Source organism: Algoriphagus marincola DSM 16067, assembly GCF_000429405.1.
Taxonomy (GTDB): domain Bacteria; phylum Bacteroidota; class Bacteroidia; order Cytophagales; family Cyclobacteriaceae; genus Algoriphagus; species Algoriphagus marincola.
Genome location: NZ_AUBU01000014.1, coordinates 75716 through 90387, shown reverse-complemented (window position 1 = coordinate 90387; position 14672 = coordinate 75716). Strand labels below are relative to the sequence as shown.

At 42.0% G+C, this 14672-nt stretch carries 15 protein-coding genes and 2 tRNA genes; 9 read left to right on the top strand and 8 right to left on the bottom strand.

Going from position 1 to position 14672, the window contains the following annotated elements:
• Nucleotides 1-50: 50 nt before the first annotated feature.
• A tRNA-Val gene (locus G457_RS0113385) sits at nt 51-125 on the bottom strand.
• 23 nt (nt 126-148) lie between these two features.
• Nucleotides 149-223, bottom strand: a tRNA-Val gene (locus G457_RS0113380).
• 279 nt (nt 224-502) lie between these two features.
• Between G457_RS0113380 and G457_RS0113375 the strand changes: the two genes are divergently transcribed.
• On the top strand, nt 503-991 hold the full coding sequence (locus tag G457_RS0113375; protein ID WP_026946934.1) for a hypothetical protein: 489 nt from the start codon (nt 503-505) through the stop codon (nt 989-991).
• Between the two features lie 38 nt (nt 992-1029).
• On the opposite strand, the gene amaB is transcribed toward G457_RS0113375, so the two are convergent.
• Together amaB and G457_RS0113365 are read right to left on the bottom strand one after the other, a co-directional pair.
• The gene (amaB, locus tag G457_RS0113370) at nt 1030-2574 is read right to left on the bottom strand and encodes an L-piperidine-6-carboxylate dehydrogenase (RefSeq protein ID WP_026946933.1); all 1545 of its coding nucleotides are present in this window, start codon (nt 2572-2574) and stop codon (nt 1030-1032) included.
• Nucleotides 2575-2704: 130 nt separating this feature from the next.
• Nucleotides 2705-3742 (bottom strand): DUF4421 domain-containing protein, encoded by a 1038-nt coding sequence (locus tag G457_RS0113365; RefSeq protein WP_026946932.1) that lies wholly within the window; start codon nt 3740-3742, stop codon nt 2705-2707.
• A 247-nt stretch (nt 3743-3989) separates the two neighbouring features.
• On the opposite strand from G457_RS0113365, the gene G457_RS0113360 reads away from it, so the two are divergent.
• Both G457_RS0113360 and G457_RS0113355 read left to right on the top strand, forming a co-directional pair.
• The gene (locus G457_RS0113360; protein ID WP_026946931.1) at nt 3990-4778 is read left to right on the top strand and encodes a glycosyltransferase family 2 protein; all 789 of its coding nucleotides are present in this window, start codon (nt 3990-3992) and stop codon (nt 4776-4778) included.
• Between the two features lie 50 nt (nt 4779-4828).
• The gene (locus G457_RS0113355) at nt 4829-5644 is read left to right on the top strand and encodes an FkbM family methyltransferase (protein ID WP_026946930.1); all 816 of its coding nucleotides are present in this window, start codon (nt 4829-4831) and stop codon (nt 5642-5644) included.
• Between the two features lie 3 nt (nt 5645-5647).
• Here the strand turns inward: G457_RS0113355 and G457_RS0113350 are convergent, their stop codons facing one another.
• Together G457_RS0113350 and G457_RS0113345 are read right to left on the bottom strand one after the other, a co-directional pair.
• Nucleotides 5648-6358 carry a glycosyltransferase family A protein gene (locus G457_RS0113350; RefSeq protein ID WP_026946929.1) on the bottom strand — a complete coding sequence of 237 codons (711 nt, stop codon included), beginning with the start codon at nt 6356-6358 and terminating at the stop codon, nt 5648-5650.
• A gap of 77 nt (nt 6359-6435) precedes the next feature.
• A complete protein-coding gene (locus G457_RS0113345; RefSeq protein ID WP_026946928.1) occupies nt 6436-7638 on the bottom strand; it encodes a pyridoxal phosphate-dependent aminotransferase in 1203 nt (400 codons plus the stop codon).
• Between the two features lie 131 nt (nt 7639-7769).
• On the opposite strand from G457_RS0113345, the gene G457_RS0113340 reads away from it, so the two are divergent.
• Nucleotides 7770-8624: a toxin-antitoxin system YwqK family antitoxin gene (locus G457_RS0113340; RefSeq protein WP_026946927.1), complete on the top strand. Its 855-nt coding sequence runs from the start codon at nt 7770-7772 to the stop codon at nt 8622-8624.
• On the opposite strand, the gene G457_RS21495 is transcribed toward G457_RS0113340, so the two are convergent.
• Together G457_RS21495 and G457_RS0113330 are read right to left on the bottom strand one after the other, a co-directional pair.
• Entirely contained in the window at nt 8621-9172 is a 552-nt protein-coding gene (locus G457_RS21495) for a lipid-binding SYLF domain-containing protein (RefSeq protein WP_051260825.1), read from the bottom strand. The two genes, G457_RS0113340 and G457_RS21495, sit on opposite strands and share 4 nt — an antisense overlap.
• Entirely contained in the window at nt 9159-9515 is a 357-nt protein-coding gene (locus tag G457_RS0113330; RefSeq protein ID WP_026946926.1) for a YraN family protein, read from the bottom strand. Before G457_RS0113330 ends, G457_RS21495 begins: the two co-directional genes overlap by 14 nt.
• Nucleotides 9516-9594: 79 nt before the next feature.
• Here G457_RS0113330 and lipB point away from each other — a divergent pair, with 79 nt between their 5' ends.
• Genes lipB through G457_RS0113305 form a run of 5 tightly spaced genes read left to right on the top strand, consistent with a single transcriptional unit; the run spans nt 9595 to nt 14669 of the window.
• Nucleotides 9595-10311, top strand: coding sequence for a lipoyl(octanoyl) transferase LipB (gene lipB / locus G457_RS0113325; protein ID WP_026946925.1), 717 nt, complete (start codon nt 9595-9597; stop codon nt 10309-10311).
• 14 nt (nt 10312-10325) lie between these two features.
• Entirely contained in the window at nt 10326-10727 is a 402-nt protein-coding gene (locus G457_RS0113320; protein ID WP_026946924.1) for a hypothetical protein, read from the top strand.
• Between the two features lie 6 nt (nt 10728-10733).
• Complete coding sequence (locus G457_RS0113315) at nt 10734-11483, top strand: 3'-5' exonuclease (RefSeq protein ID WP_026946923.1); 750 nt, start codon at nt 10734-10736, stop codon at nt 11481-11483.
• 41 nt (nt 11484-11524) lie between these two features.
• Nucleotides 11525-13720, top strand: a complete 2196-nt coding sequence (gene rnr / locus G457_RS0113310; RefSeq protein ID WP_026946922.1) for a ribonuclease R — start codon at nt 11525-11527, stop codon at nt 13718-13720.
• Nucleotides 13683-14669, top strand: a complete 987-nt coding sequence (locus tag G457_RS0113305) for a polyprenyl synthetase family protein (protein WP_026946921.1) — start codon at nt 13683-13685, stop codon at nt 14667-14669. The genes rnr and G457_RS0113305 overlap by 38 nt, the downstream gene beginning before the upstream one ends.
• Nucleotides 14670-14672: the final 3 nt, after the last annotated feature.

Sequence of the window (14672 nt, the reverse complement as noted above, 5' to 3'; positions counted from 1 at the left end):
AGCAATATAAACAATAAAGCCCCGAATTTCTTCGAGGCGATTTGTGGGTGTGGGAGCTGAGGGATTCGAACCCCCGACCCTCTGCTTGTAAGGCAGATGCTCTGAACCAACTGAGCTAAGCTCCCTAATGGGAAAAGAAAATTAAATGTGGGAGCTGAGGGATTCGAACCCCCGACCCTCTGCTTGTAAGGCAGATGCTCTGAACCAACTGAGCTAAGCTCCCATTTGCTTTCCGAATGGGACTGCAAATGTATACTCAATTTTTAAATCAGCAAATAGCCAAATTAACATTTTTCTTAAACCACTGATATTAAGAGAAATATTTTTGCAAAAACCTTAAAAAAGTTTCTCTCAATTAGAGAACATTTTTCAATCCAGCAAATAAAGACCATTTGCCATGAGATATTATGGAATTGTATTCTAAAAAGCTATACACGAAAAAATCATCATCTATGTCCTATAAACTAGCTTTTCCCCGACTACTTTTTAAAACCAGAAAACCATGATGAATTATTTTCTATCTACCATTTGCTTGTTTTTCATTTTTTCAGACACTTGCTCACAGGGCCTCGATACCAAGCTTCTTGGTAAATGGAAACTAACCAAGGATGAAGGCTTTGAGTTTTTTATCAATGCTCCTGAATCCCAAAATCAACCTGAAGACCAACAGGAGGCGTTTTTTGAGTTGATGGAGAGGTTTCATGATCAGTCTTTTAAAAATTTCTTTAGCCTAGACTCAATGACTTCGACTGTCTTGGATGGCAAAAATATTCTTCAGGAAAAATCCATTTGGAATGTAAGGGAAGCCGATTCTGTCATCACCTGGACGTCCCAGTTTCAACCTAAAGTACTTCAAGCAAAAATCATCAAATTGACGGAAAATGAATTAATCTTGACCTATCTACTTCATGATCAAACTCTGGGCAGATTCAAAACTCACTATGAAAAAGCAATCGATGAATCTCCACTAATAGAAAAAAGTCCTCGATAAACTTGTATCGAGGACTTTGATTCAGATTAGTTGTATGATCAAATATCAAACTTAATTCCTTGCGCCAAAGGTAGCGCGGTAGAATAATTGATCGTATTGGTCTGTCGACGCATATAAGCTTTCCAGGCATCGGAACCTGACTCTCGACCTCCACCAGTTTCTTTCTCACCTCCAAAAGCACCTCCAATTTCAGCTCCTGAAGTACCAATATTGACATTGGCAATTCCACAGTCAGAACCTGCGGCCGAAAGAAAAGCCTCCGCTTCACGCATATTGGTAGTCATGATCGCCGAAGACAATCCTTGAGGAACACCATTTTGAATGGCAATTGCCTCTGCAATAGTTTTGTATTTAATCAAATAAAGAATTGGTGCAAAAGTCTCATGCTGTACGATTTCATAATGGTTTTCTGCTTCAAAGATCGCAGGTTTGACATAGCAACCTGACTCATATCCTTCTCCAGACAACACTCCCCCTCCTACGATTTCCTTCCCTCCTTCAGCCTTGACCTTTTCGATGGCCGCTTCATACATTTTGACAGCATCTTTGTCGATTAGCGGCCCTACGTGGTTTTTTTCGTCCAGTGGGTTACCAATCACCAACTTGCTGTAAGCGGAAGCCAACCGCTTTGCTACCTCATCAAATACGTTCTCCTGAATGATCAGACGACGTGTACTGGTGCATCGCTGTCCCGCAGTGCCTACTGCCCCGAAAAGAGCACCTCGAATAGCCATATCCATATCTGCGTTTTCGGTGATGATAATTGCATTATTACCCCCAAGTTCTAGCAGGGATCTACCAAGCCGCTCTCCTACTGCCTTACCGACCAGTTTTCCCATTCGGGTAGAACCTGTAGCCGAAACTAGCGGAACACGGGAATCATGAGAAAGCATTTCTCCTACTTTGTAGTCGCCTATAATCAGGGAGGAAATTCCCTCAGGCATTCCATGCTTTTTGAAAATTTTTGCCACGATATGCTGACAAGCTATCCCTGAAAGTGGCGCCTTTTCCGAAGGCTTCCATACAGTAACGTCACCGCAGACCCAGGCTAAAGCCGTATTCCATGACCAAACAGCAACAGGAAAATTGAAAGCTGAAATAATCCCTACAATCCCTAATGGATGCCATTGCTCATACATCCGATGTCCCGGACGCTCTGAATGCATGGTCAACCCATACAATTGTCTGGAAAGCCCCACTGCAAAGTCACATATATCGATCATCTCCTGAACCTCCCCGAGACCTTCTTGGTAGGATTTGCCCATTTCAAAGGAAACCAGTTTTCCTAGATCAGCCTTAACTTCTCTCAGGGCATTTCCAATCTCCCGGACGATCTCACCTCGCTGGGGTGCTGGGACAAGTCTCCACTTTTCAAAAGCAATCTGTGCTGTAGAAATAATCTGCTCATAGGTCTCAGAATTAGCTTCTTGAACCTTTGCGATAGATTTCCCATCAACGGGTGAATCAGATGAAAAATAGGCTTGACCGGAATCCAGCCAGTTTTCACCAGTCGAAGATCCAAGATTTTCAGATTTGATACCTAGCCTTTCAAGAGCAGAAGAGATTCCAAAGCGATTATCCATTTTTATAAAATTTTGATTGACCCAAAGCTAAATTAAATGGGGATGAGAAAAAATTAAGATTCATAGAAATCAACCTCATGAAGCGAGAAATTAGTACAGGCCAAATCGGAATGCTAAAGAGAGAATGCGGTTAATCCTTGGATATCAATCTCATAGGATTGATTTTCTGAAATTTCCTTTCGAAGTTTTTCCCGACTGCAAACTTGTAGATCAAATTGATCCGATAGTTTCCCGTGTTAATGGATTGGTCAAAAAGGCTCGCTTCTGCAAGTGGAAGATTTTTCCAAACGTAATTAGCATTGATTGAAAACCTCCTGGAGTTATATCCAAAAAATCCTCTCAAGAAATACGTCGGAAAGACTTTCCAAGTCTGAGTGGAAGTCCCGTTTTGCCATCTTGAATGACCCAGACTGACATTGGCAGAAGCTACACCAGAAAGAAAAAAACCATTTCCGAAAACCAAAGTGCCTGCAAGTCCAGCATTTGGACCGAATTGAAAATAATTCACTTGCTGAAAATTGGTAAAGGCCAATTCTTCAGAATCAGGAACCAATAAAGAATCTCCAAAAACCTTTCCCCCATAAATCTCAAAACCGTAAAAGGGTGAAAAAGCGGATCTTTTTTGAATTTGGGACTGGTTGAAGGCCGCTTGGATTGAAAGCTTATCCCCATTTGGGAGATAGTTAAAATTCAATCCGATCTTTCGCATTTTCACATCTTGTCTCAAATAATCTTCATCTGAGCCTGCCAGTTGGTCTGCACTTAGCACAAATCCATTGTAGAACTGCCCAAATAAATCCACAATCATTTTCCGAGGGTAGATGTGAGCCTGAAGGTCCAAGTAGGCTGGAAAATCTCTTTGACGGTCTGGATTGAGAAAGCCAACTGGTCCGGCTATGTTCAAAGTAAACTTCTGGTAGGTAAAACCTATTCCAAGGTTATTACCGGAGTTTGGCCGATAGATCAATTTATCAGAGCTATTCGGGGCATTAATTAAGAAATCGGAATACTTTTTAGAAAAATAAAATCTCAATAAAAAAGTCTCAGGGCTGACTTCCACATAGCCTGAATCATATTGAGACGTCTGAGCTTTTAAAGCCAAATTACCAAGGCAAAAGACGACGATTAGTGTACAAAATTTGAATAATCCGGTGAAGCTTTTTTGCATTAGAAATCAAATAAACGAAAAAATCCGGATGGCTATTCCGGATTTTTTCAAAACATTTAGAGTTCGAAAATGAGGTTTTTCCCCTCGTTATTTGAAAGAATAGTTAACAAAGTTGTTTAATCACCGAAATAAATTTACTGAGTTAATTTAATAATGCAAATAAATATTTGGATTATTTTGAAAAAGGAGAGTGATTATTACAATTTTATCAGAAATACAAATCCCCATCTATCCATCAGATATTTATATGCAGGACCCACAGAAACCCATTGTATCCGTCATTATTCCTTGTTACAACCAGGCCGGTTATTTATCCGAAACCATTCAATCAGCCTTCGAGTCTGATCACAGGCCGCTGGAAGTAATTGTAGTTAATGATGGGTCTACGGACTCAAGTCTACAAGTCGCTCTTTCCCTTCTAGAAAAATATGAGGGGTTAGAAGTGATTGATCAAGAAAATGCTGGGGTGGCAAGTGCAAGAAATGCCGGAATCAGGCAGGCAAAGGGCGATTTTATTTTACCACTTGATGGGGATGACAAGATCCATCCGCAGTACATTTCAAAAGCCGTTTCAGTTCTTATCTCAAGGCCAGCGGTAAAAGTCGTTTACTGTAAAGGCAAGAAATTTGACGAAAACGGATTTAAAGATTGGAACCTAAAACCCTTTTCCAGAAGAGCTTTAGCACGGGATAATATGATCTTTGTATCAGCACTTTTTCGAAAAAAGGACTGGAAAGAAGTGGGGGGATTTTCGGAAGACATGACCATGGGAAGGGAAGATTGGGAGTTTTGGATCAAAATGCTAAAAAATGGAGGCGAAGTAGCTCAACTTCCCATGGTGGGTTTCTTTTACCGACTGACCCCAAACAGCAAAAGAAAGCGAACAGGCACAGATCAAAAAAAACGAGAGCGAATCGCCTATCTGAATGAAAAACATGCTGATTTTTTTGAACAGGAATTACTTGGCCCGCTCCGTTTTCAGCGCACTTGGTCAAGACCCTACAACAGACTTATGAAATTGCTTGGAAGACTCTAAGTTTTTCAAAGAATAAGAATTGATTTATTTTGCTGCTCACAATTTCCACCATGTCGATAAAATCCAGCTTCAAAAACTTTTACAAAGACCTTAGAATCTCCCTAAGCGCCAATGAAAATCCGCTTTTCATGGCTTACTATCGGAATTTGTACAAACCCAAAAAAGGGAGTCTTTCCGAATTTCTTTCTGAATTTTCACTTTCAAAAAAAGGAGATTTTACCGTCATACAGGTGGGGGCAAATGACGGTATCACCAATGACCCCATCCATAAGTTTATCAAGCGGGATAGGTGGAAAGGGGTACTTTTGGAGCCTCAGCCAGCCGTTTTTAATCAGTATTTGAAAAGAATCTACCAGAAGAATGAAGGGCTACACCCTATCTGCGCTGCAATAGGAAAAGAGGACGGTAAACAGAAGCTCTACAAAATCGGATTTAGCGATATGCGTTGGGCTACGGGCTTGGCTTCTTTTTCAAAAGAGAAAATCGAGGAGCTTTTTGACAACGGAATTGTGGATAAAAACTGTAAGAAATTTGGGATCCCGATTCCGCAGGAACCTGAAAAGCGGATCAGCTTTGAATGGGTAGATGTCGTCTGTCCCGATACACTTATCAAACGATACCAAATCAATCAGATTGATCTCTTACAGATCGATGCGGAAGGTTTTGACCTGGAGGTAATCAAGATTTTTGACATAGCAAAAAACACCCCAAAAGCGATCATTTTTGAAAATGTCAATCACAGCCAAAAAGACCTTGATGAATGCTATGAAATGCTAAAAAATCAAGGCTATAGCCTGAAGGAATTTGGTCGAGATACCTTAGCGATGCGATACCCTGAGGACGCATTTAAGCCTTTCTTTGATTAATAATTAAATCTTATCCAGACCTTTCCAATACTTCAAAAAGTAGTATTTGAGGGGATTTTTATACTTCAATTGTTTCCAAGGTCTACTTCCATGGGGTCTGTGCCATACAGGGGCATCCATCAAAACATAGTTTTGGAAGCCACAGTCCAGTGACTTAGAAGAAATAAAGGTATCATACCAATCCTTTGCATCGTCCAATCCTGTAAAGTCATATGCGGACAAAAACTCCTTCGAGAAAAGTGTGCAGCAAAAGCTGAGACTTCGTTGGGTATTGATCTCGGCTTCCTTTCTCCCCTTAAACTTAAGGTAAGGAAAATTGACCTCTCCTGACTCATCCACTGTAACTGACCCTGTCAGCCCTGAGGAGGAGTGAGATTTCTGGTGAGCCAAAAGCTTACTAATTGTATCCTTCTCGACAACCACATCCGATTCGATTACTAAAAGCGGAAGACCAAGTTCCAAGGCTTTCTTTTGTGCCATCTGAAGTACCAATTTGTAATTGGGGGAGGGCGTATCCGTGATATCTTCTAGATGAATTAACTCATAGCTGATCGAATCCTTATTTCGCTCCAGTTCCAGCTTTGTCTCTTCCGAACTGAAGTCATTAAAAATAATGTGAAGAACTTCCAGATCCGAGTTTGCAATGGCCCTGGCGGTATCCAAAGTGGTTTCTATGGAATTTTTTACGGGAGTAATGACAAGAACCTGCGGCATGGGTAAGATTTTGAACAAAAATATACTTTTATGAAGCTGTAAAAAAATAACCCCGGTTCTTACCGGGGTTAAATCTCTTAGGCCAGTTCCGCAAGTGCCTTTTTAATTCGCTTTAGCGCTTCTTTCAATTCATCCTCCGAAGCAGCATAGCTCAATCTCACACAATTGGGAGCTCCAAAGGCCCCACCAGTCACAAGTGATACATTTGCTACTTCGAGTAGGTAAAGACACAAATCATCCGCATCCTTCACAGTATGTCCGTGCGCTGTTTTTCCAAAAAAAGCAGTTACGTCAGGGAAGAAATAAAAGGCTCCTTCAGGAATATGAGTTTTGATACCTGGGATTTCCTGAAGTAGATCTAAAACAAGTTGTCTTCTGTTGAAATAGGCCTCAGCCATTTCTTTTGATGGAGACTGATCTCCTGAGATTGCCGCCAAAGCTGCTCGCTGAGCAATGCCTGTTCCACCGGAAGTAAATTGTCCCTGGATTTTCTCACAGGCTTTGGCAATTGCCAATGGTGCACAGATATACCCAACTCTCCAGCCTGTCATTGCATATCCCTTTGAAAATCCGTTGACCGTGATCGTTCGATCAAACATTCCCGGAAGTGAGGCGATGCTGAAGTTTTTGCCTGTGAAGTTGATAAGTTCATAGATTTCGTCCGCAATCACCATGATACCTTCATGACTTTTAATCACATCTGCTATTGCTTCAAGTTCCGATTGACTGAAGACTGAACCTGTAGGATTGCAAGGTGAGGAATAAATCACCGCCTTGGTTTTGTCTGTAATCGCTTCCTCTAGCTGCTGAGCGGTAGCCTTGAAGTTATTTTCCAAAGTTCCCTCTATCAAGACCGGTACGCCACCTGCCAACTTGATGATCTCTGCATAGCTCACCCAATACGGAGAGAAGATCACTACCTCATCACCTTCGTTCAAAAGACACATGAATGTATTGGCGATGGAATGCTTCGCACCGGTAGAGACGACGATATTTTCGGCTTTAGCCTCAGAGATATTATTCTCTTCCCTTAGTTTTTTAGCAATTGCTTCTCTCAGATCCTGATAGCCTGCTACAGGGGGATAAGAAAAGTATTTTCCCTCGTCAATGGCATCCTTGGCTGCTTCTTGCACATGTTTAGGAGTCTTAAAGTCCGGCTCGCCTAGGCTAAGCCCGATGATATCAATACCTTTGGACTTCAACTCGCGAGCCTTTTTTGCCATGGCTAGCGTAGCGGATTCCTCCATGTTCAAGATGCGATCTGATAGAATAGAATTCATTTTTTGATAGGTTTTTTTACAAATTCCTCAAAAATAGGCAGAAGATTATTAATTCTAAACAAACAGATAGATTTGATCTTGAAATGTTATTTTTGAAGAGAATACAGCAGGAAAATCACCGTTAATTGAGTATGAAGCAATTCATTCTGTTTAGTCTTTTGACCATGGGTACTCTATCCGTGTGTTTTGGGCAAAAAACTGAAGAAAAGAAAACTGATCCAGACAGCTCGGGAGTAGTGGATTCCTACTTGCTTCCTACAACTATGCCTTTGCTTTTGTTTGATGATTCGGAAGAAAAGGAGGAGAAAAAGGCCAAAAAGAAAAAAATTCGGAAAAACATCTATTTCGGAATCAAAACTCGACGAGGCTTTCTCAGAAGGGATTTGAGAGGGCAAGACATTGTCGAACTATTCAATTACACCGATGCCGAGCGTCAACCTGATCCGTACATTCGGGATGTATTTTGGTATGATCCGGGTGAAAAGAGTATTCAAAATGAAAATTATCAACCTGGCCAAGGCTATCTTCTTCACGGTCCGTACGAGCGAAGAATCAATGATGTGGTAGTAGAAAGCGGGATGTATTACTATGGCATGAAGCACAAAACCTGGATGCTATTTGATCAGCGTAATGTTCTTCAGGATAAGAATCATTTCGAAGAAGGGTGGCCGCGTGAGTCACGGATCACCTATTATAATCAAAGCAGTAAATCCATCGAAAAAATTATTCCTGTTCAATACGGACTAGAAGAGGGCTACTTTTTCCACTTTTATGAAGATCAGCAAATAGCCGTCACTGGCGAGTACCAATTTGGGCAGAAAGTTGGTCTATGGACAGAATATTGGGACACAAACAACGCGAGGGCTATTCGGAAGCGGGAGATTCAATACCAAGAAGAACCCTACATGGATGACTTTAGACCCTACATCCGTGCCGAGTGGGATAAGGATGGAAATTTGATCTATCGAAGCGAAAGAGCCAATTAATTCTCTCGGAATTTGAATTGCTGCCCTCCTACTGAAGCCTCATACATCAACCCTCCCTTCGTTCGAGTAAAAACCGCAACGCCATCCACATATTCGGCATTGGCGGAAGCACCTGATGCAGCAGCTACAGCAGAGACCTGTGCAGCCATTTCTATCTTTCCAGTCTTGAATCTATCCCAAGACTCTTCATCCTCAAAAAACACCACCTCGCTGTAGGCCTGTCCTCCCGCCTGAAAGCCGATCGTGATTTGAGTCATCTTTGCAAATCCAACAAACTGGCCTTGCTCATAGGCCACTCCATTTCCGGCTGCACCTCCTACTCCAAGTCCGCCTTTACCTACATTGGGTAAAATGATATAGCCATAAGCATTTTCAAAAAGCTCACTCATAGTGGGATCGTCCTCCAAAAATTCCGCTTTGGCCTCTTGGGAGTCCTCTATAATTTGTTGGTCTTTTTTACTGCTTTGAGCATTTGCAAAGGTTGAAATCATCAAAAAGCTCAGGCAAAGCAAAAAGAGTTTCGTGGGGCGGGTGTTAGTAAAATGCATCTTCAAACTGTTTGAAATTAATGTTTCCTGATTTGTCTTTATAAACGCCGACAATATCAAATCTGATATCTTTATGCCAATCAATCTCATGAATATAGGCATCTGCGGCTTTTACGATCAGCTTTTTTTTGCCGTAGTCCACAAATTCCTCTGCAAAGCCATAGCCGGTACCAGATCGGAATTTGACCTCAATGAAAATCAACAATCCTTGATACTTCATGATCAAATCAATTTCAGCATGCTTGTAGCGATAGTTTTTTTCCAAAAGCTCATAGCCTTTCGATACTAACCATTCACATGCCAACTCTTCAGCGCGTTTTCCGCTCTCATTGTGCTCAGCCATGCTAGATTTGATTAATTTTGAAAAATCCGAACGAATGCACCTAAAGCAAGGTTTCTACTTCAACTTCGGAGAAAGAATTATGAATGAAGTTATCAATAAAAAAGTGAATTTCATAGACCTAGGCCCCATGGACTACCAAGCCGCCTGGGACTATCAAGAGTCACTTTTTGATGAGATAGTCAAGCTGAAAATCGCAAATCGGAAAGCAGAACTTTCCGAGCAAAAAACCAGTAAAAACCACCTGCTGTTCGTAGAACATCCTCACGTCTATACCTTGGGAAAAAGCGGAAAGCAAGAAAATCTACTTCTGGATGAAAAAGGTCTGGCAAAGCATCAGGCAAAATTTTACAAGATCAACCGGGGTGGCGATATCACCTATCATGGCCCGGGACAATTGGTGGGGTACCCCATTTTAGATTTGGAAAACTTCTTCACGGATATTCACAAGTACCTCCGTTTTTTGGAAGAAGCCATCATCCGAACCCTTGCTGAATACAAGGTCGAAGCCGGTCGAATCGAAGGACTTACAGGAGTATGGCTCGATCATATCAAACAGGAGAATCCACGGAAAATTTGTGCCATGGGTGTTAAATCTAGTAGATGGGTGACCATGCATGGATTTGCATTCAACCTCAACGCAAACTTGGAATATTTTGGCCATATCGTCCCCTGCGGCATTGACGACAAAGCGGTCACATCCCTCCACCTTGAACTTGGCCATCATGTGGATGAGGCTGAGGCTAAAGAAAAAGTAAAAAAACACCTCGCTGATCTATTCGAATGGGAATGGGTCTGAATGATTATTAAAGGATGAAGAAAGACATTGATTTTTCTCCAGTGACTGGAGTAAAACTAGCGATTGCAAAAACGGAAACGGAATCAGGGGAAGATTGGGCGGTTTACATCATCAACCTCAACCTGATCGAACTCAAAAATGTCATGATCACTTCGAGAGGGTATGGCGAATTGGAAGGAGAGCAACGAAAAACCTCCACCCTACGTCATCTAATTGAGGAATTAGGGGCACAAAGCATAGCTAAAATCGAACCCATTGACCCTGCAGTTTTTGAATTGACCAATGAATTTTGGGTGAGCTATTACATCCTCGATCAGATTTTTGACAAAAAGTTTATCTTTACTCCAGGCAGTTTTCACCCCTCACTGCAGCGGATGATACCCGAACTTGGATTGGAAGGGGTTTTACATAGTTAGAAATCCATGGCAGATTTTTTTGATCAACTTGGCGATATATTGTTTTTGGACATTGAAACAGCCTCTCTTACAGGGCGGTTTGATGAGCTCAATGAACGACTGAAAGAAGAATGGGTGAAAAAAGAACAACATCTCCAAAAGGATCCCGAGGGCCTCATAGAACCCGGCTCGCTATATTTTGACCGAGCAGGCATTCATGCCGAATTTGGCCAAGTCATTTGTGTTGGAGTTGGCTATTTTCAATGGAAAAAGAAAGATAAAAAGCTGATCTTCAGATCGAAAGTATTTCAAGATGAAAACGAACGGGAACTATTAGTCTCCTTTTCGGAGTTACTCCAAAAGAAAAAATGGGTTCTCTGTGCACACAATGGCAAAGAGTTCGATTTCCCCTACCTTTGTCGACGAATGCTCATTCAGGGAGTTCCTTTACCTGAACCCTTACAAATAGCCGGTAAAAAGCCTTGGGAAGTCCGCCATCTTGATACCATGGAACTTTGGAAATTTGGGGACTATAAATATTACACCCGTCTAGAATTAATAGCATCGGTATTTGGCATACCTACCTCCAAGGATGACCTCGACGGAAGTCAGGTAAATGCAACTTTTCACCTTGAAAAAGATACGGAACGAATCAAGAAGTATTGTCTCAAAGATGTGGAAGTCACCGCTAGAGTGTACCTTGCAATGAACCCTACCCTGGATGAAATGGAAATAGAAATAGTACACCTCGAGGAGCTCAAAAAATCACATAAATAAACCGGGGAAATTTTTATCATTTAAATTAAACAAGACCCTTTATGGGAAGAAAATCTAATCGAAACCAAAACAACCAAAGAGGCAAATCACCCAGTGCTTCGCAGTTGGCTAGAAAAATCAAAACATTTTTAGACAATCATTATGGAGAGGAATACTCTGCAAAGCAGATTATCAAAAAACTGGAAATTAGAGACTCGCTCTCCAAAAATGCAGTAGAACCCATCCTTATCAAACTGGTAGAGAATGGCACACTATCCAAAAGTCCACGGAATTATTACGCGTCGAAAAAGGATCCGGATTTTATCATTGGAAAAGTGGATTATGTAAATCCCCGCTTCGCCTACATCGTTCCTGAAGACCCTGAAAAAACAGACGGAGATATCCTGGTAAAAGAAGCAGACCTCAAGCAAGCCCTGGATGATGACCGCGTCCGAGTCATGGTCTATCCAAATAAAGGTCGAAGCGGAAGAAGTGAAGGCCGTGTATTGGAAATTCTGGAGCGGGCTCGCGATGAGTTTGTCGGAAGAGTGGAAATTTCCCCTCGTTTCGCTTTTGTGGTTCCTGATTTTAAAAAGATGCATAAGGACATCTTTGTACATCGAGGAGACCTAGAGGGTGCTCAGCACAATGAGAAAGTGGTTGTCAAATTGACCGAATGGAGAGAAGGTGATAAGAACCCAACCGGAAAGGTAACTCGAGTATTAGGAAAAGCCGGAGTCCATGAAGTAGAAATCCACTCCATCATGGCAGAATTTGGGCTTCCCTTCGAATACCCAAAAGAAGCGGATGCTGAGGCAAATGCTATTTCGGAAGAAATCAGCAAGAAGGAAATTCAAAAAAGGGAGGATTTCAGAGAGGTAACCACCTTTACCATCGACCCAGCAGATGCCAAAGATTTTGATGATGCCATTTCCTATCGAAGACTGGAAAATGGAAATCTCGAAGTAGGCGTGCATATCGCCGATGTGACACATTATGTTCAGCCCAAAACGGCCTTAGAGCGGGAAGCCTACGATCGTGCTACCTCGGTTTACCTCGTAGATCGTACGATTCCCATGCTTCCTGAGCGATTGAGTAATGGCCTTTGCTCTCTTCGCCCAAATGAAGATAAACTCACCTTTGCCTGTGTTTTTGAACTAGATGAAAATGCGAAAGTGCTCAAGCACTGGATAGGCAGAACAATCATCCACTCGGATCGGCGCTTCGCTTATGAAGAAGCTCAAGAAAATATTGACAAGCAAGAAGGTGACTTTTTTGAGGAGGTCACCCATCTAAATAATCTGGCGAAAAAAATCAGAAAACAGCGCTTCCAAAACGGTGCGGTAAATTTTGAGACGGTTGAAGTCAAATTCAAACTGGATGAGAAAGGCACTCCCCTAGGCTTGATGGTCAAGGAGCGGAAGGACATTCATAAACTGATCGAAGAGTTTATGCTGCTGGCCAATAAGTATGTAGCGGAATTTATCATCAAAAAGAACAACGGCAAGGATACCTTTGTCTATCGTACGCACGATTCGCCGGATATGGATCGATTAGAGGTCTTTTCTGGATTTGCAAAGCGATTTGGACACAATCTCAACCTAGACAATGAACGACAAGTATCTAGTTCATTGAATAAGCTCATGGATGAGATTCAAGGAAAACCTGAGCAGAATGTGCTAGAGCAACTTGCTATTCGATCCATGGCAAAAGCCAAATACACGACCGAACCAAAAGGTCACTTTGGCCTTGCCTTTGCCCATTATACTCATTTCACCTCGCCCATTCGACGCTATCCTGACATGATGGTTCATAGACTTCTTCAGCATTACTTGGATGGTGGAAAATCACCTGATGCAGAAGACTGGGAGAAAAAATGTCTTCACTCGTCGGATCGAGAAAAAAGAGCCGCTGATGCTGAGCGAGCATCCATCAAATACAAGCAAGTGGAATATATGTCGCTGGCAGAAGATAAAGACTATGAGGGAATTGTCTCGGGAGTCACCGAATGGGGTGTTTTTGTAGAAATCACTGAGACAAAGTGCGAAGGAATGGTGCGGGTATCAGATATCTCGGATGATTACTACGAATTCGATGAACGAAACATGCGACTCATCGGAACCAAATCAAAAAAAATGATCACTTTGGGCGACAAAGTCTCGGTTCGTGTAGTTAATACCGATATCGACCGTAGAACCATCGACCTGGAATTTGCAGATAATGACGAAAAACCCCATCGCACCCGAACTCCTAGATAAATTAGAGAATTTCCTCAGTACCTATTCATTCGGAAAAAAACCCGATGAACTTTATGACCCCATCCGGTATATTTTGTCACTTGGAGGAAAAAGAATCCGGCCATTGCTCAGCCTTTTGTCCTATGGACTTTATCAAGATAATCCTGAAAAAATCCTCAGTCAGGCTGCGGCAATAGAAGTTTTTCACAATTTCACCCTGATGCATGATGACATCATGGACGAAGCGCCTCTCCGCCGTGGAAAGGCCACTGTTCATGAAAAATGGAATGCCAATGTGGCTATTTTATCCGGTGATGTCATGCTAGTAAGGGCCTATGACCTCTTGCTGCCGAGTCCGGCTGATATTCTGGGTAAACTTATTAAGGAATTCAATCAGACGGCGGCTGAAGTATGTGAAGGACAACAGCTAGACATGAACTTCGAACTTCGAGATGAAGTTCATGAAGACGAATACATCGAGATGATCCGACTCAAAACAGCGGTGCTTTTGGGTTTTGCTCTAAAGCTCGGGGCAATGCTGGGCAGAGCTTCAGAGGAGGATCAAAAGCGCTTGTATGACTTTGGTGTGAATATCGGAGTAGGTTTTCAGCTTAAGGATGACTTATTGGACGTATTTGCTGACCAAGCAAAATTCGGTAAGCAGGTAGGTGGAGATATCATTTCAAACAAGAAAACCTTCCTCTTGATTAAGGCACTTGAGCTGGCAAATGGTGAAGATGAGAAAGTTTTGAAAGATTGGTTAGCTAAGAAGGAATTTGATCCAGAGCAGAAAGTGAAAGCCGTCAAGGAGCTTTATGAAAAATTGGGTGTACGAAAGCTAGCCGAAAATAGAATGAATGAATATTTCCAGAGCGGGTTCGAGCTTTTGGAAACTTTTGCTCAATCGGAAAACCCGTATTACCAAAGCCTGCTGGAAATCACACAAGCCCTAGTCCACCGAGAAAAATAAATC